This is a genomic window from Paraburkholderia ferrariae NBRC 106233 (assembly GCF_000685035.1).
In the GTDB taxonomy this organism is placed as follows: domain Bacteria; phylum Pseudomonadota; class Gammaproteobacteria; order Burkholderiales; family Burkholderiaceae; genus Paraburkholderia; species Paraburkholderia ferrariae.
Map to the genome: position 1 here is coordinate 157,547 of NZ_BAYB01000012.1, position 23,448 is coordinate 180,994.

At 63.0% G+C, this 23,448-nt stretch carries 21 protein-coding genes and 1 tRNA gene; 14 read left to right on the forward strand and 8 right to left on the reverse strand.

Annotation, left to right across the window (positions count from 1 at the left end):
- Nucleotides 1-89: 89 nt before the first annotated feature.
- The 3 genes from BFE01S_RS44275 to BFE01S_RS44285 are packed head-to-tail and all read left to right on the forward strand — an operon-like array spanning nt 90 to nt 1,829.
- A complete protein-coding gene (locus BFE01S_RS44275; protein WP_156967010.1) occupies nt 90-332 on the forward strand; it encodes a hypothetical protein in 243 nt (80 codons plus the stop codon).
- Nucleotides 329-883, forward strand: a complete 555-nt coding sequence (locus BFE01S_RS44280; protein ID WP_156967011.1) for a hypothetical protein — start codon at nt 329-331, stop codon at nt 881-883. Before BFE01S_RS44275 ends, BFE01S_RS44280 begins: the two co-directional genes overlap by 4 nt.
- 31 nt (nt 884-914) lie before the next feature.
- Complete coding sequence (locus tag BFE01S_RS44285; protein WP_156967012.1) at nt 915-1,829, forward strand: hypothetical protein; 915 nt, start codon at nt 915-917, stop codon at nt 1,827-1,829.
- A gap of 69 nt (nt 1,830-1,898) precedes the next feature.
- On the opposite strand, the gene BFE01S_RS43005 is transcribed toward BFE01S_RS44285, so the two are convergent.
- Nucleotides 1,899-2,591, reverse strand: a complete 693-nt coding sequence (locus BFE01S_RS43005) for a YadA C-terminal domain-containing protein (RefSeq protein ID WP_084169845.1) — start codon at nt 2,589-2,591, stop codon at nt 1,899-1,901.
- A 152-nt stretch (nt 2,592-2,743) separates the two neighbouring features.
- Here BFE01S_RS43005 and BFE01S_RS14590 point away from each other — a divergent pair, with 152 nt between their 5' ends.
- Both BFE01S_RS14590 and BFE01S_RS45025 read left to right on the forward strand, forming a co-directional pair.
- A complete protein-coding gene (locus tag BFE01S_RS14590; protein ID WP_156967013.1) occupies nt 2,744-3,403 on the forward strand; it encodes a hypothetical protein in 660 nt (219 codons plus the stop codon).
- Nucleotides 3,404-3,687: 284 nt separating this feature from the next.
- Nucleotides 3,688-3,855: a hypothetical protein gene (locus BFE01S_RS45025; protein WP_169742631.1), complete on the forward strand. Its 168-nt coding sequence runs from the start codon at nt 3,688-3,690 to the stop codon at nt 3,853-3,855.
- Nucleotides 3,856-4,009: 154 nt separating this feature from the next.
- Here the strand turns inward: BFE01S_RS45025 and BFE01S_RS14600 are convergent, their stop codons facing one another.
- Nucleotides 4,010-4,564, reverse strand: coding sequence for a hypothetical protein (locus tag BFE01S_RS14600; protein WP_156967014.1), 555 nt, complete (start codon nt 4,562-4,564; stop codon nt 4,010-4,012).
- A gap of 445 nt (nt 4,565-5,009) precedes the next feature.
- Here BFE01S_RS14600 and BFE01S_RS14605 point away from each other — a divergent pair.
- Nucleotides 5,010-5,084: transfer RNA gene (locus BFE01S_RS14605), tRNA-Arg, on the forward strand.
- A gap of 453 nt (nt 5,085-5,537) precedes the next feature.
- On the opposite strand, the gene BFE01S_RS14610 is transcribed toward BFE01S_RS14605, so the two are convergent.
- Nucleotides 5,538-5,720: a rubredoxin gene (locus tag BFE01S_RS14610; protein WP_028226159.1), complete on the reverse strand. Its 183-nt coding sequence runs from the start codon at nt 5,718-5,720 to the stop codon at nt 5,538-5,540.
- Nucleotides 5,721-5,994: 274 nt separating this feature from the next.
- Between BFE01S_RS14610 and BFE01S_RS14615 the strand changes: the two genes are divergently transcribed.
- Nucleotides 5,995-6,408: a DUF4399 domain-containing protein gene (locus BFE01S_RS14615; RefSeq protein ID WP_028226160.1), complete on the forward strand. Its 414-nt coding sequence runs from the start codon at nt 5,995-5,997 to the stop codon at nt 6,406-6,408.
- A 166-nt stretch (nt 6,409-6,574) separates the two neighbouring features.
- Nucleotides 6,575-8,503, forward strand: coding sequence for a ribosomal protection-like ABC-F family protein (gene abc-f, locus BFE01S_RS14620; RefSeq protein WP_028226161.1), 1,929 nt, complete (start codon nt 6,575-6,577; stop codon nt 8,501-8,503).
- A gap of 45 nt (nt 8,504-8,548) precedes the next feature.
- Here abc-f and BFE01S_RS14625 read toward each other — a convergent pair whose 3' ends face one another.
- Nucleotides 8,549-8,902: a HepT-like ribonuclease domain-containing protein gene (locus tag BFE01S_RS14625; protein WP_028226162.1), complete on the reverse strand. Its 354-nt coding sequence runs from the start codon at nt 8,900-8,902 to the stop codon at nt 8,549-8,551.
- A complete protein-coding gene (locus BFE01S_RS14630; protein WP_028226163.1) occupies nt 8,899-9,189 on the reverse strand; it encodes a nucleotidyltransferase family protein in 291 nt (96 codons plus the stop codon). Before BFE01S_RS14630 ends, BFE01S_RS14625 begins: the two co-directional genes overlap by 4 nt.
- Nucleotides 9,190-9,511: 322 nt before the next feature.
- On the opposite strand from BFE01S_RS14630, the gene BFE01S_RS14635 reads away from it, so the two are divergent.
- The 3 genes from BFE01S_RS14635 to BFE01S_RS14645 all read left to right on the forward strand — a co-directional run bounded on the left by BFE01S_RS14635 (nt 9,512) and on the right by BFE01S_RS14645 (nt 14,549).
- Nucleotides 9,512-11,494 carry a DNA topoisomerase IV subunit B gene (locus tag BFE01S_RS14635; protein WP_028226164.1) on the forward strand — a complete coding sequence of 661 codons (1,983 nt, stop codon included), beginning with the start codon at nt 9,512-9,514 and terminating at the stop codon, nt 11,492-11,494.
- Nucleotides 11,495-11,537: 43 nt separating this feature from the next.
- Complete coding sequence (gene parC / locus BFE01S_RS14640; RefSeq protein ID WP_028226165.1) at nt 11,538-13,853, forward strand: DNA topoisomerase IV subunit A; 2,316 nt, start codon at nt 11,538-11,540, stop codon at nt 13,851-13,853.
- A 237-nt stretch (nt 13,854-14,090) separates the two neighbouring features.
- Nucleotides 14,091-14,549: a CopD family protein gene (locus BFE01S_RS14645; protein WP_028226166.1), complete on the forward strand. Its 459-nt coding sequence runs from the start codon at nt 14,091-14,093 to the stop codon at nt 14,547-14,549.
- A gap of 48 nt (nt 14,550-14,597) precedes the next feature.
- On the opposite strand, the gene BFE01S_RS14650 is transcribed toward BFE01S_RS14645, so the two are convergent.
- Nucleotides 14,598-15,548 carry a LysR family transcriptional regulator gene (locus BFE01S_RS14650; RefSeq protein ID WP_028226167.1) on the reverse strand — a complete coding sequence of 317 codons (951 nt, stop codon included), beginning with the start codon at nt 15,546-15,548 and terminating at the stop codon, nt 14,598-14,600.
- A gap of 139 nt (nt 15,549-15,687) precedes the next feature.
- Between BFE01S_RS14650 and BFE01S_RS14655 the strand changes: the two genes are divergently transcribed.
- The 3 genes from BFE01S_RS14655 to BFE01S_RS14665 are packed head-to-tail and all read left to right on the forward strand — an operon-like array spanning nt 15,688 to nt 19,358.
- On the forward strand, nt 15,688-17,019 hold the full coding sequence (locus BFE01S_RS14655) for an MFS transporter (RefSeq protein WP_028226168.1): 1,332 nt from the start codon (nt 15,688-15,690) through the stop codon (nt 17,017-17,019).
- Nucleotides 17,020-17,052: 33 nt separating this feature from the next.
- Nucleotides 17,053-18,306, forward strand: a complete 1,254-nt coding sequence (locus BFE01S_RS14660) for a Zn-dependent hydrolase (protein WP_028226169.1) — start codon at nt 17,053-17,055, stop codon at nt 18,304-18,306.
- A 23-nt stretch (nt 18,307-18,329) separates the two neighbouring features.
- Nucleotides 18,330-19,358, forward strand: a complete 1,029-nt coding sequence (locus BFE01S_RS14665) for a histone deacetylase family protein (RefSeq protein ID WP_028226170.1) — start codon at nt 18,330-18,332, stop codon at nt 19,356-19,358.
- Between the two features lie 46 nt (nt 19,359-19,404).
- On the opposite strand, the gene BFE01S_RS14670 is transcribed toward BFE01S_RS14665, so the two are convergent.
- Together BFE01S_RS14670 and BFE01S_RS14675 are read right to left on the reverse strand one after the other, a co-directional pair.
- Nucleotides 19,405-20,634: a chromate transporter gene (locus BFE01S_RS14670; protein ID WP_042337669.1), complete on the reverse strand. Its 1,230-nt coding sequence runs from the start codon at nt 20,632-20,634 to the stop codon at nt 19,405-19,407.
- Nucleotides 20,635-20,766: 132 nt separating this feature from the next.
- A complete protein-coding gene (locus BFE01S_RS14675) occupies nt 20,767-23,127 on the reverse strand; it encodes a bifunctional diguanylate cyclase/phosphodiesterase (RefSeq protein WP_028226172.1) in 2,361 nt (786 codons plus the stop codon).
- Nucleotides 23,128-23,448: the final 321 nt, after the last annotated feature.

Genomic DNA, 23,448 nt, shown 5'->3' on the forward strand with positions numbered 1-23,448 from the left:
TTGGAGTCGTCAAATTGGCGCTCCCTCTGATGTTGAGTGTTGATTGGATGTAACAACAAGATAAATCAACTGCTTAGAAGGAAAAAGACGTGAAGAATAAATTGGTTTGGGGATTGCTCGCCAGTGTGGTGCTCGCTGGTTGCGGGGGGGGAGGTGGTGGAAGTTCGGGTTCCGGCTCGGGTAGCCAAACTACTTCCTCGTCGTCTTCAACCGGTACACCAGAAACTGTCACGGATGCGCAAATCATCACGGACATCCAGACCAGTCAGGCATCCGCAAACGCCACGCCTATCTGGGATACCTCGCAACCCTATAACTCGGTGGGCGTTTGATTCCTGTTCTCGATACTACGGGCCGCCCTGAAGTCGCCACGGCTTTGAAAAATCTTGAACAAGCTGTGGGTGAGACTCTGTTTAACCGTCTTCCTGCATCAACTGCGGCATCGGCTGTTACTCGCGGAATCATCATCAACAACGAGACTCCTCCGACTCAAGGCGCATCTGAGCCCAATAACTGTGGCGAGGTCTATGCCAATAAACAAAATATGTTTGGGCTTTGGGTAGGTCCCGATTATTCGGTGAATCCTCCGCTGTCATCAGACTGGCAAGCTCAGGTCAACTCCAGTCCTCTGATTGATCCGCGCACGACGTTTAATGTCGATGTGGATTTCAGCAATGCTGCCTGTGCTCCGCTGGAGCCTCTGGTTGAACATGAGATGTTGCATGCCCTCGGTTTGACGGGGCACTTCGATGGCTTCGGTGAGGGTTCTGGTGGTAACTGCAACGGTGCCATCTGCACTGATCGCGCTTACCCCGTTCTCAAAACCCTTTATGCCAATCTCCCATACACGCTTATCTCTTCAATGAAGATTGCTCGGCCTTAATAACTGAACGAACAACATCGGAAACAACATCATGAAAACGCTCAAGGTAGTGGCTCTCGCCGTTACTGCTCTTGTGGCTCTGTCGGCATGCTCTCATAAAGATGATGCCCAGACCTCCAGTAACAGTAACAGTCCTGCAACGACAACCGATACTCAGGCTCAAGCATCCGTTCAACAAGTCGCGCTCAAACAGAATACTGGCTCTGGCGATGTCCTCTCATCTACCAATCTGGCATTCGGCAAACAAGGTGTAAATGCTCAACCGAAGAGCTACTTTGAGAACTACGATGAGACGTTTGTTCGCAACTTCGCGAGCATGCCCAATGTCGATCAGGTGGCTCTTGCTCGGATTGTGTTGCCGGACTTCTGGAAGGAAAACAATGCGTTCAAGCAACAGGACATCATCAAAGCGAATGCGGAGAAACTGAAGGCTTTGTCATGGGGCAAGGATGGGCTGATTGCTATCACGGTCGACAACGGTGCCTCGTTGAAATTGAGCGATGTCGCCACGGGAACCTATACGATTGATTTCCTCGTGCCCACTCAGATGGTGAGCAATGCTGGTGTGTCGTTTAATTTTGGACATCAGAACATCGCTCGGGAATATCGCTTTGAGACCGATGGCAGTAACGGCAATAATCGTCTGGCTCAAGTCGTCAAGAAGGTAGGGCAGGACAAGGCTCGTGAGATTGAAGATGTCGTCGGCGGTGCTCGCGATCAAGCGGGTAGCCTTCAGGTGCCTGTGACGTTTTACGTGCGCATGAAGCAAGGCGTATCCAATGTCACGCCTCAACAGTCCTATGCCTATATCGTCGTTGATGTCGATCATGCGGATGTGGCTTGGGGCAACGTGCAAGGTGTGAAGCCTCTCGTCGCGCTCAGTCACGATGATCTGTATCCCGCACAAGCAAAGGGGAAGGGTGGCACTCCATCAGCATGGTATTGATACCGTTTCGATGAATGAAGAAAAGCCCCTAAATTCAGGGGCTTTTTTGTTGCTTGCTACATGTCGGGATTATTTGATAATCCATGTAGCTCCGAGACCAACAGCTACAGGTCCTCTGGTTGCTGCTGACACCTTCAGGTTGTAGATGGCATTGCCTGAAGCTGACACATGGAAGGCTCCAACTGCGATTGCTGACTGACCGCCATATTCACCCATGCCTGCTGCCAACTGAGTGCTGCCTGGCTGATTGGTCAATGGAACCAAGCTTGCTGTAGCCATGGCTGTAGCTCCCACTGCATTGATGTCATCTTTCAGGCCGTTAATCTGACCTTGCAAACCGTTGATTTGGTTTTGCTGATTGTTCAACTGATTCTGAAATCCTGAGACTTGTTGATTCGTGTAGTTGTTTGCACTTGTCAGAGTCTGGGAAGCAACGGAATCGGTGTAGCTCTTGTCCTCTGCCTGGGCATCCTGAACCTGTCCAACATTTGCTGCATCAGTTCTCGCGGTTCCTGCTTGCACTCCATGAATCTGGCCTGTTCCATTGATACTCACTGAACCTGTGCCGTTGCCGTTGTCATAGTGAAGGGCATTGGGATCGGTTGAGGACACGGGACCAGTAGAAGTGGAACCTCCAGTGCTGGAACTGCTATTTTGTAAGTTGGTGATGGCTGTTGTGTTTGCAGTGATACGAGAATCGAGGCTACTCAGTGCGCTTCCAACATTGTTAAGCTTGTCTATTTTTCGTTCTGTTGTTGTCATATTGTTGTCTCCTAGTTGTTATTGTCATAAGGTCAATATAGAAGATTGAAAAAATAAATCAATAGCTTCAAGGCGTTAGGTAAGACAAAACAGGTTGAAATTCGACTCAAAGTGCGTCATGCTGGGAGCGCACAACGATAGAAGAGGGGGCAATGAGCAACGAATACGAAATGCAACGCTCGGCTTCGAACCCGAACCTGGTTATCCCTGGCACGGGCTATGTCAGCGCGAGCTATGCCGAACAACAGGCGGCGGGCATCAACTACACCGATAACGCTCATATGGTTCATTTCAAGCTGATGAACCATCAGGCACAACAACGGTGGAACCAGGCGAAAAGCTGGAACAAGCCAGTTCAACCCGTGGCGAAGCCGATGAAATATTCGGCGGGGGCCGCTCCTCGTGCTCCTACTCTTGCTACGGCGGATCGGGTTCGCGCTACTGGTGTGAGTGGTGGCGCTCGTAATGTTACGGCGAAGCCCGTTCCTGCTGTGGTGCCGAAGGCGGCTCCTTCAGTGGTCAAACCGTTGATGGCTCCAGTCATGGCGGTGGCAATGTTCGTCCTGAGGTATCTGGGTGGGTTCGTTCTGGCTTATTTGCTCGGTTGGGGTCTGTTGAGTCATCTTGCGCATTTTATGCTCGGAACTCGTCTTCAGTCCTTCGTCGTGTTCGGTGCCATGGCGCTCAATGTGCTGTGGCTTGTCTTCAGGCTTGCGTGGGCTACGGGGCGCGGTTTGAAGAAGGTGGGCATCATCAAGACTGCCAAGGGAACCACGCTGGATAAGGATGGCAAACTGGCGGAGAACCTGTAGCCTCCTGCTCACGAGATGAGCACCCCCTCGGTTGTGCGCAACCAGATTTGGTTTATTGCCCGTCTTCATGGCGGGCTTTTTATTGTCCTCCGTCTGGCTTACCTTTGATAAACCGATCCCGTTGGGAAAGAGGTTGAGTGGTCAGCGAAAGTGAAAAATGCTCGTGTTCTGGTCGGTGCTAGCCGGTTAGATTTAAGAGATCACGCATGGCTCATGGGTTCGGGCATTTTCGGCTCGAGGCGATGTAGTATTTGCCTTGTGTAGTGACTAACCGGGAGGTCGCGATGAACGAACAGGAACGACAGGAGCAAACAGAAGCGTTATTGAAAATTCTGGAAGTCGGGCAGGAATATATCAGTAGGGGCGAATATGTCACTGCTGAAGAGTTTTTTGCTGAACTTGACGCTATGGATAAAGCCGAATTCGGTGGTGATGAAAATTCGAAAAATTGAGGGAATAGTTGTTTTGTTACCTAAGGGCGCGTAGTTCCTGCGTTTGCTTGTGATTACTCAACAGAAAACGCCACGATACCGTTGCAAAGGTTGTGGAAAGACTTTTTCTACCCACACCGATAAACCTGTTTCCTGGCAAACCTGTATTTGAAGTTCAAATCACTCCAAATTTATGCTTGAATTCAACATGCTCAACTACAGACCAGATAGATTGTGCGACATGGTCGTAGTAGTTTTTGACGATTTTTAGAAAACTGACTTCATCCCATGGCATCGGTTTGTTCGGCAATTTTGCAATCAATTCATGATTGGTTCCTGCGGGTGACATCTGCCACAAGGTATCAATGGCGAGCAATGCACTGTCTTCCCATTGTGTAGCAGGCAGGAATTTTACTCTCAGTCCAAGCATCTTATCCATATAAACGATAGCCAGAAGCTGTGTGCAGGCTGTGACTTTCACCCTGGTCTGGATGAAATGATTGGGATTGGGGGTTGGCGATACTTTTGCCAATTCTTTCAAGGTGTCGCGCAGATAGCAGGTAGTGGGCAAGCTCTCCCGGTCTTCCAGTTTCTTTTGATTCTGAGCGTGCTCAAAGTCCTGAGCCAACAGGTTGTATTCATCCACCATTGTCTGAAGCTCGGTGAGACATTGAGCCTTGGTGAGATTCTTGGGGTTCAGTAGGGCATGAAATGATGCAATGGCGGGCATGGTGCAACTCTGAAGTTGTGAGAACACACTTAACCTCAAGATCGCCTTGTGCGTTAACATGGAAAGTTTCAATTTGCATGCGTTCTGGATGTTCTGAGAATTCTTGTATCAGAGCATCGGCTACTTGCCACAATTGAAGCCATGTTGGATCGCGAGTGGCGGGCGGAGAATTCGAGATGTCGATCCTATCTTTACCGAATGCTTACGACGGATTCCGGTGAAATACGGGGCGATATCACCGAGCCCCCCCCCCCGATCTTGCCGCATGGTAGGTGAACGATTGGGTTCGCCAATTTTCACCGTAGAGATGAATTTCTTGACTTGCGGAAAGGTTCTTCGGGGAATTCTCTGCCTGTTTGGGCAGGATCGAGCATCCTGCGTTTCGTTGTTCGGTGGTGCCTTCGATAGCTAGGTGCTATCATAATAGGCTTGCTTCGGCATGTGTCTCGCGGTAGTTCAATGGATAGAACGGGGTCCTCCTAAGACTCAAATCCAGGTTCGATTCCTGGTCGCGGGACCATCTAGAAACCATCCTTGGGGGTGGTTTTTTTACGCCTATTTTCCGATCATCTTATCGCAGTTGTTTTGGATTGCTTATTAAATTTGCCGGTCTTTTGGGACAGATTTGGGACACGAAAGCACGGGATTAGACTGGATTAGGGGGTATCAGACGGGATATAACTGATTGATTTTTATGGGAATGCCGTATGGCGGAAGGCGGTATATTGTGCTTAGGAGGCACTTGTTCTATCCATTGAACTACAGGGAGGCGTGCGGGACGGGAAGCCTGCGGGCTTCGCTATTCGCCATGTTTCCCGTGTCACCCGTCATGGCGCGAAGCGTACGCGTCGTTCGCGCAAGCGGCGAATCGCGATGCAGGACGAGGAGTATAGCAAACGCGATCCGGCGCGAAAATGGCCGCCATGCTGGCCACTCTGCGACGGCCGCGCTCCCCGCTCCCGCGCCCGGAAATTCAGAACTCGACGACAGTGAATTCCGCCTTGCCCACGTCGCATAGCGGGCAGCGCCAGTCTTCCGGGATGTCCGCGAAACGCGTGCCCGCGGCGATGCCCTCGTCGGGCAGGCCGTCTTCCTCGTTGTAGATCCAGCCGCAGATCAGGCAGACCCAGCTCTTGTATTCGATCACTTCACTCACAGCGTTACCTTTCCATTCAATCCGATGCCTGTGATGCGTCCCCTATTGGCGACGGCAGGCGACCCGCGATGTTACCGGAAAATGACGGCGACACCTCCGGGCACCCTTACCGCAGCCGGCGTGCCATCCCCCGCGGGCGCGGGTGCGACGTGCTGTCACATGCCCGGTGTATGCTGGGTGCGCAAGGCACCCGCGCCTCTGCGTCTCTTCTTCTCGCAGGCTCGTACGGCGTGCGCGGGAGCCGGTCGGATACCCCATCCCGAGGAGAACGACGATGATCGGAAGTACGCTTAAAAGCACATGGCTCGCCGCCGCGGCGTTCACGGCCCTCTTTGCGGTAGCGGGCATCGCGCGCGCCGAGGGCGTTTATTTCGTCGAGCCGAAAGACGGCGCCACGGTAACGAATCCGGTGCACGTGAAGTTCGGCGTCGACGGCATGGCGGTTGCCCCCGCCGGCACCATGACGCCGGGCACCGGCCACCATCATCTGCTGATCGACAGCGGCCCGCTGCCGCAAGGCGAGGTCGTGCCGGTGAGCGACAAGTCGATCCACTACGGCAAGGGCCAAACCGAAACGGACATCACGCTGCCGCCCGGCGACCATACGCTCACCGCGCAGTTCGCGGACGGCGCGCACCATTCGTACGGTCCCGAGTGGAGCCAGACCATCACAGTCCATGTGAAGTAGCGCGGCCGGCCCCCGTGCGTCGGCTTCGGGCGGCGGGGCAGCAGAGGCAGCAGAGTCGGGCGCAGGAGGCAGAAGGCGCCCGCTCCCGCCGCTCCCCTGAAAACGCCGCTGCGCCGGACCGGTACAATGCGCGCTTCAGGTCCAACGCAGGCATCGTTTTCCCGTCATGTCGCTTTACACCATCACCGGCGCGCAACTCGCGTTCGGCCACGTCGCGCTGCTCGATCATGCCGACTTCTCGCTCGAACCCGGCGAACGCGTCGGGCTGATCGGGCGCAACGGCGCGGGCAAGTCGTCGCTTCTGAAAATCGTCGCCGAACTGGCGAAGCCCGACGACGGCCTCGTCACGCGCCAGCAGAGTCTCTCCACCGTCTATGTGCCGCAGGAGCCCGAGTTCGACGCCGACGTTTCGGTCTTCGACGCGGTGGCTTCCGGCCTCGAAGGCGTGCGCGCGCTGCTCGACGAATACGATGCCGTCGCGCACAAGCTGGCGGACACGCCCGAGGGCGCGGAGCACGACGCGCTGCTCGCGCGCATGAACACGCTGCAGTCGTCGCTCGACGCCGCCGACGCCTGGAACTGGCGCACGCGCGTGTCCACCACGCTCGCGCAGATCGGCCTCGACGGCGACGCACGCGTGGGCTCGCTCTCGGGCGGCATGCAAAAGCGGGTGGCGCTGGCGCGCGCGCTGGTGCTGCAGCCGGACGTGCTGCTGCTGGACGAGCCGACCAACCACCTCGATTTCGACGGCATCCGCTGGCTCGAAGACCTGCTCGTGACGCAACGCTCGAGCCTCCTCTTCATCACCCACGACCGCGCGTTCCTCGACCGCGTGGCGACGCGCATCGTCGAACTCGACCGCGGCCGGCTGCTCTCGTATCCGGGCAACTTCTCGCAGTACCAGGAGCGCAAGGCGCAGCAGCTCGAAGTGGAGCGCGTGGAGAACGAGAAGTTCGACAAGCTGCTCGCGCAGGAAGAGGTGTGGATCCGCAAGGGCGTGGAGGCGCGGCGCACGCGCAGCGTCGGGCGCATTGCGCGGCTCGTGCAGATGCGCCGCGACCGCGAAGAGCGCCGCAACGTGCTGGGCAACGTGCGGCTCGACGTGGCGCAGGGCGAGAAGTCCGGCAAGATCGTGGCCGAACTCACGGACGTGGTGAAGCGCTATGGCGGGCGCGCGATCGTCGAGCGCTTTTCCACGACGGTCATGCGCGGCGACAAGATCGGCTTCATTGGCCCGAACGGCGCGGGCAAGACCACGCTGCTCAAGCTGATCCTGGGCGAGCTGGCGCCGGACGAGGGCACGGTGCACGTGGGCACGAACCTGCAGGTGGCGTACTTCGACCAGATGCGCGCCCAGCTCGACCTCGAAAAGAGCCTCGCCGACACGATCAGCCCGGGCAGCGACTGGGTCGAGATCAATGGCGCGAAGAAGCACGTGATGAGCTATCTGGGCGACTTCCTGTTTTCCCCGGAGCGTGCGCGTTCGCCCGTGAAGTCGCTGTCGGGCGGCGAGCGCAACCGTCTGCTGCTCGCGCGGCTCTTCGCGCGGCCCGCGAACGTGCTGGTGCTCGACGAACCGACCAACGACCTCGATATCCCCACGCTCGAACTGCTCGAGGAACTGCTGGCCGATTACGACGGCACCGTGCTGCTGGTGAGCCACGACCGCGCGTTTCTCGACAACGTCGTGACCTCGGTGATCGCCTCCGAAGGCAATGGCCAGTGGCGCGAATACGTGGGCGGCTTCACCGACTGGCAGACGCAGAGCGCGCGGGCGCAGGAAATTGCCGAGGCGCGCGCGCCCGCGGCGGCCGCGCCGGTTGCCGCCGCGCCCAAGGAAAGCGCGGCGGGGCGCAACGCGCAGCGCACCGTGAAGCTGTCGTTCAAGGAGCAGCGCGAACTGGAGGCGCTGCCCGCGCAGATCGAGGCGCTGGAAGCGGAGCAGAAAGCGATCGGCGCGCAGATCGAAGAGGGCTCGATCTTCGCGAAGGACGCCCAGGAAGGCGTGCGGCTCACGGAGCGTTTTGCGCAGATCGACGAGGAGTTGCTCGTTGCGCTGGAGCGCTGGGAAGAGCTTGAGAGCAAGCGGAAGTGATGCGCGTCATGGACGACATGGAGGCGGCCTGCAAGGGCCGCTTTTTCATGCGGCCTTCAGGCGCAGCAGTGCGCGCTCGAGTTCGGGCAAATCGCGCTGTAGCGTGACCCAGATGGTTTTCAGATTGATTGCAAAGTAACCATGCAAGATGCGGTTGCGCATGGCGTACATGGGCTGCCACGGGACCCCGGGGTGCGCAGTCACGAAGTCGGGATCGCGGAGCATGACGTTGTGCGCGGCTTCGCCGATGATCTCCAGGTTGCGCACCACGGCGTCGATCGCGATGCGCGTCGATTCGAATTCTTCCAGCGAAAGATGTGCCGTATATTCGCGAATGCGCCCGATGGCCTCGAGCATATGCTCGATGTAATCGGGGGTGCGCAAATCGCTTCTCTTCATACCGGAACCGCCTCGACGATAACCCGCCCGCGCAGTTTTTCGGGCAGATCTTCGGGTGTGAGCACGTCCACCGGTACACCAAGCAACGCTTCCAGCCGCAACTGGATGCGCGCGATGTCGAGTAGAGAAGTCTCTTGCGTCGCGTCGATCAGCAGGTCGAGATCGCTCTTTTCATCGTCCTCGTCGCGTGCCGACGAGCCGAATACGCGTGCATTCGTCGCGTGGTGACTCTCGACGATCTGTCTGATCTCGGCGCGGTGCGCGCGCAGTGCTTCGGAGGGTTTCATGACAGCTCCAGACGGCTTGCAAGGAGGGGCGTCACACTGGACGGCATAGCGGCGGCACGGACCGTGCCTGGCACGACCCATTCTACGCGAGTCCCGCCTCGCCGCACCCCTCCCCCGAACGGCCGACCCCCAAGCAAATTGCCGCAGCGCCCCAAATCAGTACAATACCTGGCGAATCTGCCCGACCCCGCACCTGCCCGCGCGGTGGGCAAGCCAGTTCATCCCGTTGTTTCGTTTCGCTTTTTTTTGAAAACTCAACGTGTTGTCCACGCAGATGTCCACAGCGGCTGTGGATAACCTCGTGGGAAACCGACGGACCACCATGTCTACGAAGAAGTCAAACGCAGGCTACAGCGAAGCGTCGATCAAGGTGCTCAAGGGCCTCGAGCCCGTCCGGCAGCGGCCGGGCATGTACACGCGCACCGAAAATCCCCTGCACATCGTCCAGGAAGTCATCGACAACGCCTCGGACGAAGCCCTTGGCGGCTTCGGCCGCCGCATCACCGTCACCCTGCACGCGGACCAGTCCGTCTCCGTCGAGGACGACGGCCGCGGCATTCCGTTCGGCCTGCACCCCGAAGAGAAAGTGCCGGTCGTCGAAATCGTCTACACGCGCCTGCACGCGGGCGGCAAGTTCGACAAGGCCGCCGGCGGCGCCTATACGTTCTCGGGCGGCCTGCACGGCGTGGGCGTTTCGGTCACCAACGCGCTTTCGAAGCGCCTCGACGTGACCGTGTGGCGCGACGGCAAGGTGGCCCAGATCGGCTTCGCCAATGGCGACGTCGTCACGCCGCTTAGCGTGCGCAACGCCACGCGCGAGGAGAAGAAAACCGGCACGCGCGTGACCGCTTCGCCCGATCCCAGGTATTTCGATTCGCCCAATCTGCCGTTCGGCGAGCTGCAGCGCCTGTTGCGCTCGAAGGCGGTGCTGCTGCCCGGCGTCGAGGTCGAGCTCGTCAACGAAAAGACGGGCGAGCGCCAGAGCTGGAAGTACGAAGACGGCCTGCGCGGCTATCTGCTCGAAGGCATGGGCGGCAGCGATCTCCTGATCCCGCTCTTCGAAGGCGAGCACTACGCCGACACGCGCTCGGGCGACGACACCTTCGCCGACGGCGAAGGCGCCGCCTGGGTGGTCGCCTGGACCGAGGAAGGGTCGCTCACGCGCGAGTCGTATGTGAACCTCATTCCCACGCCTGCGGGCGGCACGCACGAAAGCGGCCTGCGCGACGGTCTCTTCCAGGCGGTGAAGAGCTTTGTGGAGCTGCACAATCTGCAGCCCAAGGGCGTGAAGCTCCTGCCCGAAGACGTGTTTGCGCGCGTCTCGTTCGTGCTCTCCGCGAAGGTGCTGGACCCGCAGTTCCAGGGGCAGATCAAGGAGCGCCTGAACAGCCGCGACGCCGTGAAGCTCGTCTCGTCGTTCTCGCGTCCGGCGCTCGAACTGTGGCTCAACCAGCACGTGGAGCACGGCAAGAAGCTCGCCGATCTCGTCATCAAGCAGGCCCAGGCGCGCACGCGCGCGGGGCAGAAGGTGGAGAAGCGCAAGAGCTCGGGCGTGGCCGTGCTGCCGGGCAAGCTCACCGACTGCGAATCCACCGACATTGCGCGCAACGAACTCTTCCTCGTGGAGGGCGACTCGGCCGGCGGTTCGGCGAAGATGGGTCGCGACAAGGAATACCAGGCCATCCTGCCGCTGCGCGGCAAGGTGCTCAACACGTGGGAGACCGAGCGCGACCGTCTTTTCGCCAACAACGAAGTGCACGACATTTCGGTGGCGATCGGCGTCGATCCGCACAGCCCGGACGAAAGCGTCGATCTCTCCAACCTGCGCTACGGCAAGATCTGCATTCTGTCCGACGCGGACGTGGACGGCTCGCACATCCAGGTGCTCCTGCTCACGCTCTTCTTCAAGCACTTCCCGCAGCTGATCGAGCGCGGCCACGTGTGCGTGGCGCGTCCGCCGCTCTTTCGCGTGGATGCGCCCGCGCGCGGCAAAAAGCCCGCGCAGAAGCTCTATGCGCTCGACGAAGGCGAACTCGAGGCGATTCTCGACAAGCTGCGCAAGGACGGCGTGCGCGAGACGCAGTGGAGCATCAGCCGCTTCAAGGGCCTCGGCGAAATGAGCGCCGAACAGCTCTGGGACACGACCATGAACCCCGACACGCGCCGTCTTTCGCCCATCGTGCTCGGCGACCTCGACTACGAGGCCACCGTCGCGCGCATGACGATGCTCATGGGCAAGGGCGAAGCGGCGTCGCGCCGCTCGTGGCTCGAAGAGAAGGGCAATGAGGTCGAAGCGGACATCTGACGCGCAACACGGCTCCCTGCACACGAATACGGATTGATTGAACATGGACGATCTCTTTGCTGAAGTGACCGGCGGCGCCGAAGGCGACACGCTCACGCTCGGCCACTACGCGGAGCGCGCGTACCTCGACTACGCCGTGAGCGTGGTGAAGGGCCGCGCGCTGCCCGACGTCTGCGACGGCCAGAAGCCGGTGCAGCGCCGCATTCTCTACGCGATGAACGAGATGGGGCTGGGCGACAACGCCAAGCCGGTGAAGTCGGCGCGCGTGGTGGGCGACGTGCTCGGCAAGTACCACCCGCACGGCGACCAGTCGGCGTACGACGCGCTCGTGCGGCTCGCGCAGGACTTCTCGATGCGCTATCCGCTCATCGACGGCCAGGGCAACTTCGGCTCGCGCGACGGCGATGGCGCCGCGGCGATGCGCTACACCGAAGCGCGCCTCACGCCGATCGCGAAGCTGCTGCTCGACGAAATCGACATGGGCACCGTCGATTTCATGCCGAACTACGACGGTTCCTTCCAGGAGCCGAAGACGCTGCCCGCGCGCCTGCCCATGCTGCTGCTCAACGGCGCTTCGGGTATCGCGGTGGGTCTCGCCACGGAAATTCCGTCGCACAACCTGCGCGAAGTGGTGGCGGCCGCCGTGGCGATGATCCGCAATCCGAAGATTTCGCACGCGGAACTGATGGAAAAGATCCCGGGGCCGGACTTCCCGGGCGGCGGCCAGATCATCTCCAGCGAAGCGGAAATCGCGGCGGCCTACGAAACGGGCCGTGGAAGCCTCAAGGTGCGCGCGCGCTGGAAGATCGAGGATCTCGCGCGCGGCCAGTGGCAGCTCGTGGTTACGGAACTGCCGCCGAATACTTCGTGCCAGAAGGTGCTCGAAGAGATCGAGGAGCTGACGAACCCCAAGCTCAAGCTCGGCAAGAAAACGCTCACGCCGGAGCAGTTGCAGAACAAGCAGTCGATGCTCGCGCTGCTCGACGCCGTGCGCGACGAGTCGGGCAAGGACGCGCCCGTGCGCCTCGTGTTCGAACCGAAGACGAGCCGCATCGACCAGGCCGAGTTCGTCAATTCGCTGCTCGCCAACACGAGTCTCGAATCGAACGCCTCGCTCAATCTCGTGATGATCGGCGCCGACGGGCGTCCGCGCCAGAAGGGCATCAGCGAGATCCTCGCCGAATGGATCGGCTTCCGCTTCGCGACGGTCACGCGCCGCACGCAGCATCGTTTGACGAAGGTCGACGACCGCATCCATATCCTCGAAGGGCGGATGATCGTCTTCCTCAATATTGACGAGGTCATCCGCATCATCCGCGAGTCGGACGAGCCCAAGGGTGCGCTCATGAGCGCGTTCGGGCTGTCCGGGCGCCAGGCCGAGGACATTCTCGAAATCCGGCTGCGGCAGTTGGCGCGGCTCGAGAAGATCAAGATCGAAAAGGAACTCGGAGAACTGCGCGACGAGAAGGCGAAGCTCGAAGAGCTGCTCGCGAACGAATCGTCGATGAAGCGGCTCATCGTGAAGGAGATCGAGGGCGACGCGAAGCAGTATGGCGACGACCGCCGCACGCTGATCCAGCAGGAAAAGCGCGCGACCTTCGAAACGCGCGTGGTGGACGAGCCCGTGACCGTGGTGGTTTCGCAAAAGGGCTGGGTACGCGCGCTCAAGGGCCACGGGCTCGATCCGCAGAGCTTCACCTTCAAGGCGGGCGACGGCCTTTACGCCACCTTCCTGTGCCGCACGCCCGACACGCTGATCGCGTGGGGCAGCAAGGGCCGGGTCTATTCGGTCGCGGTTGCGCAACTGCCGGGCGGGCGCGGCGACGGCGTGCCGGTCACCTCGCTCATCGAACTCGAAGCGGGCACGCATCTGCTGCATTACTTTGCCGCGAATGCGGAGCAGCAACTGCTGCTGGCCTCGAGCAACGGCTTTGGCTTCATCGCCAAGATCGGCGACATGGTGAGCCGCGTGAAGGCGGGCAAGGCCTTCATGACCATCGACGAGGGCGCGTTGCCGCTCGCGCCGATGCCCATGCTGCCGGGCGCGATCCAGGTGGCGTGTCTTTCGTCGGGCGGGCGTCTGCTGGTGTTCGGCCTCGACGAGATGAAGACGCTGTCGGCCGGCGGCCGCGGCGTGACGCTCATGCAGCTCGACGACAACGAGAAGCTCGCGCAGGCGCTGGCCATCAGCGCGGCGGGCGTCGTGCTGATCGGCGTGGGCCGCGGCGGCAAGCCGGGCGAAGACCTGATGGCGGGTCCGGTGCTCGCGCCGCAGATCGGCAAGCGCGCGCGCAAGGGCCGCGCGCCCGACTCGAAGCTCAAGCAGGTCGTGGCGCTGCGCCCGGTCCTGCCGCAATAAGCGGCGGAGCGGGTGGCGCGGGCTTCGTTTGCGCCACCCGCTGCAATGCATGCTGTCCGCACGCTGCAACCCGCGCCGCAATGTGTGCGCGCCGCAACGGCGCGCCGGCCGGATGCACATATCCGGCACACGACGGCACGCCGCATGGAATAATCGCGCGCAGGCGGGCACACGCCTTGCGGGCATCTTGCGCCGCAACCGTTCCCGCACTCTCACCTACACACAGGAATCTGAAGCATGGGTCACGCGATCGAAGTCGCGCTCTTTCTGCATTTGCTGGCTGTCGCCGTCTGGGTGGGCGGCATGGTGTTCGCGCACTTCTGTCTGCGTCCGGCGCTCGAAGATCTTTCGCCGCAACTGCGGCTGCCGCTGTGGGAGTCGGTGTTCGGCCGCTTCTTCAACTGGGTGGCGGTCGCGGTGCTCGTGATCCTGCTCACCGGCGGCTTCCTGCTCATGCAGTTCGGCGGCGGCCACGCCACCTGGCAACTGCACGCCATGGCGGGGCTCGGCGTGCTGATGATGCTGATCTACGGCCACATCCGCTTCGCGCTCTTTCCGCGCATTCGCCGCGCGGTGCAGGCGCAGCGCTGGCCCGACGGCGCGCGCGCCGTGGGCACCGTGCGCCGGCTCGTGGTGGTCAATCTCGTGCTCGGTGTCGTGACGATCGGCGTGGCGGTGATGTCGCGCGGGTTTTAGGCCACGCCCGCAAGCTTCCTCGTTTCACGGTGACATTCGCAGTCGCATTTACAATCTCTCGGCCAGGGCGTAGCGCTGCATGCAGCGCTCCATCGCATCGAAGAACGCCCGTTCGGCCGCATTCATCTTGCGCTCGCGATGCCACAGCAGGTGGATATCGACATCGGCGAGCCCTTCCTCCGGCGGCAGCCGCCACATGCGCTGCCGCGCCAGATCGTCCCGCACCGTGTGCTCGGGCAGGCAGCCGATGCCGTAGCCCGCGTAGATGAGCCGGCGCACCTCGTCGAGGCTCGGCGAAGACGCCACGATGCGCCCCGTAAAGCCGCGCTGGTCGCGAAACACCGTGAGCGGCGAGAGGCTGTCGCCGATCTGGTCGCTCGTGAACGAAACGAAGTTCTCCGCGAGCAGGTCCTCCATCGTCAACTGCGAAAGGCCGAAGAGCCGGTGATGGCGCCCGCAGAAAATCGCATAGCGCTGGCGCAGGAATAGCCGCATTTCGAGCTTGTCCGCGGGCGTGCGGCACAGGCTCAGGCCCGCCGTGGCTGTCTTTTGCAGTACCGAGGAAATGATGTCCGACGAGCGCATGACCTCGATCTGCAGGTCGATGCGCGGATAGGCCACGTGAAATTCCGCGAGGAATTCGTCGTACACGCGCGATTCGATGCGGCTGACCGTGAGCAGGCGTATCGAGCCGGTGATGTCGGTCGTGCGTTCGTCCAGTTCGGTTTCGAGGCGCGAGATATTGCCGTAGATGTCGCTTGCGATCCGGTAGACCTCTTCGCCCGCCTGGGTCGGCACGAACTGCGCGCCGCGCCGCTCGATCAGCTTGCGGCCGAGCGCGTCTTCGAGGCGCCTGAGCGCCTGGCTCACGGCGGGCTGCGTGACGTACAGGCGTGCCGCGGCGCGGCTCAGGCTGCGCTCCTGCATGATCGCGAGGTAGGTGCGCAGCAGGTTCCAGTCGAGCCGGTCGTTGAGAAAGCGGGTCGGTTCGGCACGCATGGCGGCGGCTCCCCATTCAAGGTATTAGCCAAATTTATATGCTGAATAATAACGCGAAATTTGACTAATGTTTTGTGGACGGCGATAAACCTTGCATGCGCGTACCGCGCAGGATGCAGGCGTATCTGGAGACACCGACATGACCCCCACCCAACCCGCGGCCACCCGCCAGCCCGTGCGCGCCGCCGCCGCGGCCTTCATCGGCACGATGATCGAGTGGTACGACTTTTACATCTATGCCACCGCCGCCGCGCTCGTGTTCGGCGAACTCTATTTCCCCTCCGCGGACCGCTTCGTGAGCACGATGGCCTCGTTCGCGACCTTTGCCGTCGGCTTTTTCGCGCGACCGCTGGGCGGCCTGATCTTCGGGCATCTCGGCGACCGCATCGGCCGCAAGAAGGCGCTCATGACCACGCTCATGATGATGGGCGTCGCAACGGTGTGCGTCGGCTTGCTGCCGTCGTACGCGAGCGTCGGCCTGCTCGCGCCGGTGCTGCTCGTGCTGCTGCGCGTGGTGCAGGGCATCGCCGTGGGCGGCGAGTGGGGCGGCGCCGTGCTGATGGCCGGCGAGCACGCGCCGGAGGGGCGGCGCACGTTCTTCGCGTCGTTCGCGCAACTGGGTTCGCCCGCGGGGCTGATCCTCTCGCTGCTCGCGTTCCGCGCCGTCACCTCGCTCGACAAGGCCGAATTTCTCGCGTGGGGCTGGCGCCTGCCGTTCCTCATTTCGGCCGTGCTGCTCGTGGTGGGCATCGTGATCCGGCTGGGCGTGAACGAGTCGCCCGAGTTCGAGCAACTGAAAGAGCAGCGCCGCACCGTCAAGCTGCCCGTGGCCGAAGTGTTCCGCTCGGCGTGGGGCCTCGTGCTCCTGTGCATCGGCGCAAACACCATCGGCATTGCCGGCGTGTACTTCACCAACACCTTCATGATTGCCTACACCACGCAGTACGTGGGCATCACGCGCTCGACGATCCTCGACTGCCTCTTCGTCGTCGCGATCATCCAGTTCCTCGTCCAGCCCGTGGCCGCATGGCTTGCCGAGCGCATGGGCGGCGCGCGCTTCCTCAAGTGCGCCGCGCTCGCCGCGATGCTCTCGCCGTACCCCATGTTCGCGCTCGTCGAGAGCGGCCGGGTCGTGTCGATGGTGATCGGCATTGCGCTCGCCGTGGTCTGCATGGCGAGCTTCTACTCGGTGATCGCGGGCTTCGTTTCCGGCATATTCCCCACGCGCGTGCGCTACTCCGCGATTTCGCTCTCCTATCAGGTTTGCGGGGCCGTGGCGGGCGGGCTCACGCCGCTCGTCGGCACCTGGCTCGCGCATCGCTATGCGGGGCAGTGGTGGCCGCTCGCCGTGTTCTATACGTGCCTCGCGGGCGTGTCGCTGCTGTGCATCGCCGCGCTCGACGCGCGCCGTGCGGCGCATGCCGTGGATGAAGCCGACGAAGCCGCGGCCCGCGCCGTGGGCTCGCGCTGAAATTGCTCTGTGTTCGACAAGATGGAAGTCACGATGAAAGATCTGCTGCAGATTGACGGGGCGCGCCTCTGGGCGAGCCTGATGGAAATGGCGCAAATCGGCGCGACCGCGGGCGGCGGCGTGCGCCGTCTCGCGCTGACCGAAGAGGACCGGCGCGGGCGCGAATTGTTCGCGCGCTGGTGCCGCGAGGCGGGCATGAGCGTCGTTACCGACGAAGTGGGCAACCTGTTTGCGCGCCGCGAAGGCGCGAACTCGCACGCGGCACCCGTGCTGATGGGCAGTCACCTCGATACGCAGCCCGAGGGCGGCCGCTTCGACGGCGTCTATGGCGTGCTGGCGGCGCTGGAAGTGGTGCGCGCCTTGAACGATGCACAGGCGGTGACGGAGAAGCCCATCGAAATCTGTTCGTGGACCAACGAGGAGGGCGCCCGTTTCACGCCGGCCATGCTCGGCTCGGCGGTGTTCGCGGGCGCGATGCCGCTCGCCGATGCGCTCGCTCGCGAAGATGCCGAAGGCGTGACGCTCGGCGCCGCGCTCGATGCGTGCGGTGCGCGCGGCACGCGGCCGGTGACGGGCGTTGCCGTCGATGCGTATTTCGAAGCGCATATCGAACAGGGGCCGATTCTCGAAGCGAACGGCACGGCCATCGGTGTGGTGACGGGCGGCCAGGCGATCCGCTGGTTCGACGTGACGGTGACGGGCGTGGCCGCGCATGCGGGCACGACCCCCATGCGCTACCGCAAGGACGCGTTCTTCGGCGCCGCGCAGATGGCGCTGGAAATCGAGCGCGTGATCGCCCGCTACGCGCCGCTCGGCCTCGTGACGATCGGGCAGGTGCAGGTCGCGAATTCCTCGCGCAACACGATTGCGGCGAACCTCACGTTCACGGTCGATATCCGCCATCCCGACGACGCCCAGCTCGACGCCATGGAGCGCGACGTGCGCGCGGCCTGCGAACGGGCGGCCGCGTCGCGCGGTCTGGGCGTTGCCATCGCCCCTTGCTGGACGAGCCCCGCCACGCCGTTCGACGCGCAGTGCGTGGACCTCGTCGCCCAGGCGGTGACGGCGCTCGGCTACTCGAACGAGCGTATCGTGAGCGGGGCCGGTCACGACGCGATTCACCTCGCGCGCTATTGCCCCACGGCGATGGTGTTCATTCCGTGCGTGGACGGCCTCTCGCATAACGAGGCCGAGGACGCGCTGCCCGAAGACGTCACGGCCGGCACGAACGTATTGCTGAACGCGGTGGCTGCGCGCGCGGGCGTCCGCATTGCGGCCGCAGCGTAGCGATTGAAGAAGGAGTGCTAACGATGTTGACCTGGTTTCATCCCGAACAACTGCTGCACCATCCGCGCACCTATCTGTCGCGCGGCCAGATGCGCGAGCCGCAGGAAGTGCCCGAACGCGCGGCGCGCCTCGTGAAGGCGGCCCATTCGCTCGGCTTCGAAGTCCGCGAGCCCGCCGACTTCGGCACGGCGCCCATCGCGGCCGTGCACGACATGAACTATCTGCGTTTTCTCGAAGAAGCGCATGCGCAGTGGAAACGCATGCCCGAGGACTGGGGCGACGAAGTGATGTCGAACATCTACGTGCGCGACCCCAACCCGCTGCGTGGCGTGCTCGCGCAGGCCGCGCGCTATCTCGCCGACGGCAGTTGCCCGGTGGGCGCGAATACGTGGCGTTCGGCGTACTGGTCGGCGCAAAGCGCGCTGGCGGCGGCCGCGACCGTGAACGAGGGCGCGCGCGCGAGCTACGCGCTGTGCCGGCCGCCCGGCCATCATGCGCGCGCCGACGCGGCAGGCGGCTTCTGCTACCTCAACAATGCAGCCATTGCCGCGCAGTCGCTCAGGCGCCGGTTCCCGCGCGTGGCGATTCTCGACACCGACATGCACCACGGCCAGGGCGTGCAGGAGATCTTCTACGGGCGCGACGACGTGCTCTACATCTCCATCCACGGCGACCCGACGAACTTCTACCCGGTGGTGGCGGGCTACGAGGACGAGCGCGGCGACGGCGCGGGCGAGGGCTACAACGTCAATCTGCCGATGCCGCACGGCGCGTCCGAAGAGGTCTTCTTCGAACGCGTGGACGCCGCGCTGCGCGTGCTCCGGCGTTTCGAGCCGGACGCGCTGGTGCTCGCGCTCGGCTTCGACATCTACAAGGACGATCCGCAGTCGAAGGTGGCGGTGAGCACCGAGGGCTTCGGGCGCCTGGGCGCCGCCATCGGCGCGCTCGATCTGCCTTCGGTGATCGTGCAGGAGGGCGGCTATCACCTCGCGAGCCTCGAAGACAATGCGCGGGCGTTTTTCGGCGGCTTGACGCAGGCTCAGTCACGCTGATGAAGCGCGCGCGGCTGAGTCTGTGGCTGCAGCCGCAGCCGCAGATTCAGCCGTATGCGAGCCACAGCCCGCACGCGGTGCCCACCGCGGCATAGACGGCATACGCGGGCAGCTTGAACTTGCCGAAGCACAGGGCGGCGAAGGTCGCCGTGGCGAAGTACGCGGGCTGCAAGGGCACGCGTACCGCGATATGCCAGACGGCGATGGCGAGAAAGGCCGTGGTGCCCGCGCGCAGCACGCGCATGGCGTGCTCGAAGCGCGGATTCGCCTTCATGCGGTGCAGGTGCCGCTGGGCGAGCACCACAAGGCAGCCCGACGGCACGAACAGCGCGAGCGTGGCCACGAGCGCGCCGAGCCAGCCATCCACGAGATAGCCGAAGAACGGCACCACGTTGAGCAGCGGCCCCGGCGAGAGCGGGGAGAGCGAGAAGGCGAGCGTGAAGTCGTCGTTGGTGACGCCGATGGCGGGCGTGACGAACAGCGTCTTGAGCACCGGCAGCGCGGAGAAACCGCCGCCGAAGAGCGTCATGCCGGCGCCCGCGAGGCGCGGCCACAGCAAGACGCTTTCGAGCGGATAGGGCAGCGGCAGCGCGAAGACGGCGATCAGCGCCGCGAGGGCGGCGAGCAGCCAGACATCGCTGCGCGTCATGCCGATCGCGAGCGGTATGGACTGCGCGGGGCTCGCGAGCCAGCCCGCCCCGAAGGCCACGCAGAGAATGGCGACGTAAGCGCCGCCGCTGGTCGCGATAGCGAGCGCGATGCAGGCGAGAAGCGCGGCGGCCCATTCGAGACGCCCGCGCACGAGGGCGCGCGTTTGCCGGTACCAGGTCACGCCGATCAGCATGCCCAGCACGACGCTGAAGTGATTGAGCAGCGTGCGCGAGGCCACCGCGTGCACGAGCGGCGTGCGGTAGAAGATGGCGAAGAGCGTCATCAGCGCGAAGAAGGGCAGCACGCTGGCGACGCCGGCCACCCACGCGCCCGAGCGTCCGCGTATGGCGTGGCCCAGCTGCACGGCGACGTTGCAGCCCACCGGGCCCGGCACCATCCAGGCGAGCGCCACGAGGTCGGAGAAGGCGGCCGGCGTGAGCTGCGCTTCGCGTTCGACGTAATGCTGTTCGAGCTGCGCCATCAGCGCGAGGCCGCCCCACGAAACCGCGGAGCGGCTCAGTACCACGCGAAAGAGCGACCAGAGCGAGTGGCGCGGCGGCTCGATCGATGCGTCGAGCGGCGGGTGGCGCAGCGTGGCGGTGAGGTCGTCGGAACGATTCTCCATTGCGGCATGGGACGCGGGCATGGCATCCCGCACAGAGTTCAATCAGGTCGATGGCGCACGCGAGGTTGGCGTGCGATACGCGCGCGGCCGGCCGCCGCGAGCCGGGGCCCGCAAGCCTCCTGGCTCTCGGGCCTAGCGCGGCTGCGACGCGTCGCTCACGCGCTCGCCCTGCTCGGCCGTGCCGCCGGCATGCGCCATCCCGCACACGCCGAAGCGCTCGATCAGCGCGGGCACGCCGTCCACGGGCACGGGGCGCGAGAACAGGAAGCCTTGCGCTTCGATCGGTCCGAGCGCCGAAAGCCACGCGATCTGCTCTTCGGTCTCCGTGCCTTCTACGACCACCGTGAGGCCGAGCGAGCGCGCGAGATTCACGATGGCCGAGACCATCACGCACACGCTGCGGTCGGCGGGGATGGCCTGCACGAACGAACGGTCCACCTTGAGCGTATCCACGGCGAAGCGGTTCAGGTACGAGAGCGACGAATAGCCCGTGCCGAAGTCGTCGAGCGCCACGCGCACGCCGAGGCGCTTCAAGGCGAAGATCTTCTCGGACACGAGTTCGGGATACTCCATCATCGCCGTCTCGGTGATCTCGAGCTCCAGCCGGTGCGCCGCGATGCCGGTTTCCTCGATCGCGTGCGCCACCGTCTCGTAGAGGTCGCCGCGCCAGAACTGCACGGCGGAGATGTTGATGGCGAGCGAGAGCGTTTCGTAGCCCTGCTGCTGCCATTGCGCGAGCTGCGCGCAGGCCGTGCGGATCACGAAGTCGCCCACCGGCACGATGAGGCCCGTCGATTCGGCCACCGGAATGAATTCGCTGGCCGGAATCAGGCCGTACTGCGGATGGTTCCAGCGCACCAGCGCCTCGAAGCCCGTGATGCAGCGGCGGCGCAGGTCGATCTTCGGCTGATAGGCGAGAAAGAGCTGCCCTTCGGCGAGCGCCACGCGCAACTGCTGCTCCCACTTCATCAGGTGGTCGGCGCGATGCGCGAGCTGCGGCGAGTAGAAGCGGAAGCAGTTGCGGCCCGCTTCCTTCGCCGCGTACATGGCGAGGTCGGCCTTCTTGAGCAGGTCGATCTCGCTCTCGTGCGCGACTGCATAGAGCGCGATGCCCGTGCTCGCGTGCAGCACGAACGCACTGCCGCGCACGTCGAACGGATGCGTGAACGCCGCGTTGGTCGCTTCCGCGAGCGCGATGGCGCGTTTTTCGATGTCGTCGCCCTTCACGATCACCACGAACTCGTCGCCGCCGATGCGCGCGAGCGTGCCGCCCGTGCCCACCGCGTCGGCAAGGCGCGCCGCGCTCATCTGCAGCACGATGTCGCCCGCGTTGTGGCCGAGCGTGTCGTTCACCGTCTTGAAGTTGTCGAGGTCGATGAAGAGGATCGCGAGGCGCCCGAGGTTGGCCGGCTGCGAGACCTCGTAGCGCAGCCGCTGCAGCGTGGCGTAGCGGTTGGGCAGGCCCGTGAGCAGATCGTACTGCACGAGCTGCGACATCTCGCGCTCGCGCCCGAGCAGCTTGCCGATCAGCCCCGTCGCCACGGCGAAGAACGAGAGCATGGCAAGCGAGATGAACGTCGCCATCATCAGGTAGACGTCGCGCGTGTGGTTGTAGTCGGCGAATTCTTCGGCCTGCGAAAGGCCCACGAGCACGCCCAGCGGATAGCCGTCGATATGCCGGTACGAGACGATGCGCGTGACGTGGTCGATCGGATCGACGTAGGTGCCCGAAACATGCTCGGAGATCGGGTACACGCCGCTTGCCGAGAACGTGCCGCTCGTCCGCTCGGCGTTGCCGGTGCGGCGCGCCAGCACGGCGCCCGTGTCCGAGATCACGGCGATCACGCCGTCCCGGCCGATGGCCGCGTTGTTGTAGAAGTCGCTCGTGAAGTAGCCCGGGTCTTCGGAGACCACCACCACGCCCGCGAACGAGCCGTCCGGATGATTGAGGCGGCGCGTCATCTGCAGCGTCCAGTGCCCCGACAGGCGGCCGAGCACGGGCTTGCTGATATAGAGCTGGTCGTCGTTCTCGTGCTCGTGCACGCGGAAGTGTTCGCGGTCGGAGAGGTCGATCGGCTTCGGGTTCGGGTCGGCGGTATTGGCCACCAGCTTGCCGTGCTCGTCGATGAGCGAGACCTGCACGAGCGAGTCGCTTTGCACGACGCCTTTTTCGACCGTGCTCGCGAGATTGAAATTGTTGGGCGACTTCTCGAACTCGTACTTCACGAAGCGCGTGATCTGGTCCACCTGGTGGATGGCCTTGACCGTGTGCTGTTCGAGCGCGGCCGAGAGAATGGCGGCCGAGGCCGTGGCCTCGCGCAGGGTCGCTTCCTTTTCGACCGAGAGCCGCGTGAAGATCACCGCCCACAGCAGCACGAGCACGAGCACGCCGAGGAGCGGGATCGCCAGCAGCGTGCGGGGGCGCGCGAAGGCCGGGCCGGGCACGCTGCGGGGGCCGGGTTCGCGGGAGAACGGTCGGCGGTTCGGGCTCATCGCGACCGGCGCGCGCATGATTCGCCATGCCGCGGATGCGGCGGCCGGGACGGCAACGAGGCGCTCGGTTTCATCGGCGGCATGCTCTGCGGGACGGCTGAGTGTTGTAGTGCGCAAGGAACGCGCGGAATGGGAATACGGGCGCCCGGAGTCGGCCTCCGGGCGCCCGATGTTTCGATATTAATGGTTGGAGATTGTTTAAGGAAGCGCAACCCCCTCGGGTATACGCCAGTCCTGTTGCCGCGCGCCCACGACGCCTATCCGCGGTGCATAGGTGTGCGGCTGCGCATAAACAAAGCAGATGGCGCGCGGAGGAGGAGC

What these genes read in the sequence shown, in the direction of transcription:
- BFE01S_RS44285 (WP_156967012.1), top strand. Translation starts at nt 915, where the DNA reads ATGAAAACGCTCAAGGTAGTGGCTCTCGCCGTTACTGCTCTTGTGGCT.
- BFE01S_RS43005 (WP_084169845.1), bottom strand. Translation starts at nt 2,591, where the DNA reads ATGACAACAACAGAACGAAAAATAGACAAGCTTAACAATGTTGGAAGC.
- BFE01S_RS14590 (WP_156967013.1), top strand. Translation starts at nt 2,744, where the DNA reads ATGAGCAACGAATACGAAATGCAACGCTCGGCTTCGAACCCGAACCTG.
- BFE01S_RS45025 (WP_169742631.1), top strand. Translation starts at nt 3,688, where the DNA reads ATGAACGAACAGGAACGACAGGAGCAAACAGAAGCGTTATTGAAAATT.
- BFE01S_RS14600 (WP_156967014.1), bottom strand. Translation starts at nt 4,564, where the DNA reads ATGCCCGCCATTGCATCATTTCATGCCCTACTGAACCCCAAGAATCTC.
- BFE01S_RS14615 (WP_028226160.1), top strand. Translation starts at nt 5,995, where the DNA reads ATGATCGGAAGTACGCTTAAAAGCACATGGCTCGCCGCCGCGGCGTTC.
- abc-f (WP_028226161.1), top strand. Translation starts at nt 6,575, where the DNA reads ATGTCGCTTTACACCATCACCGGCGCGCAACTCGCGTTCGGCCACGTC.
- BFE01S_RS14625 (WP_028226162.1), bottom strand. Translation starts at nt 8,902, where the DNA reads ATGAAGAGAAGCGATTTGCGCACCCCCGATTACATCGAGCATATGCTC.
- BFE01S_RS14630 (WP_028226163.1), bottom strand. Translation starts at nt 9,189, where the DNA reads ATGAAACCCTCCGAAGCACTGCGCGCGCACCGCGCCGAGATCAGACAG.
- BFE01S_RS14635 (WP_028226164.1), top strand. Translation starts at nt 9,512, where the DNA reads ATGTCTACGAAGAAGTCAAACGCAGGCTACAGCGAAGCGTCGATCAAG.
- parC (WP_028226165.1), top strand. Translation starts at nt 11,538, where the DNA reads ATGGACGATCTCTTTGCTGAAGTGACCGGCGGCGCCGAAGGCGACACG.
- BFE01S_RS14645 (WP_028226166.1), top strand. Translation starts at nt 14,091, where the DNA reads ATGGGTCACGCGATCGAAGTCGCGCTCTTTCTGCATTTGCTGGCTGTC.
- BFE01S_RS14650 (WP_028226167.1), bottom strand. Translation starts at nt 15,548, where the DNA reads ATGCGTGCCGAACCGACCCGCTTTCTCAACGACCGGCTCGACTGGAAC.
- BFE01S_RS14655 (WP_028226168.1), top strand. Translation starts at nt 15,688, where the DNA reads ATGACCCCCACCCAACCCGCGGCCACCCGCCAGCCCGTGCGCGCCGCC.
- BFE01S_RS14660 (WP_028226169.1), top strand. Translation starts at nt 17,053, where the DNA reads ATGAAAGATCTGCTGCAGATTGACGGGGCGCGCCTCTGGGCGAGCCTG.
- BFE01S_RS14665 (WP_028226170.1), top strand. Translation starts at nt 18,330, where the DNA reads ATGTTGACCTGGTTTCATCCCGAACAACTGCTGCACCATCCGCGCACC.
- BFE01S_RS14670 (WP_042337669.1), bottom strand. Translation starts at nt 20,634, where the DNA reads ATGGAGAATCGTTCCGACGACCTCACCGCCACGCTGCGCCACCCGCCG.
- BFE01S_RS14675 (WP_028226172.1), bottom strand. Translation starts at nt 23,127, where the DNA reads ATGAGCCCGAACCGCCGACCGTTCTCCCGCGAACCCGGCCCCCGCAGC.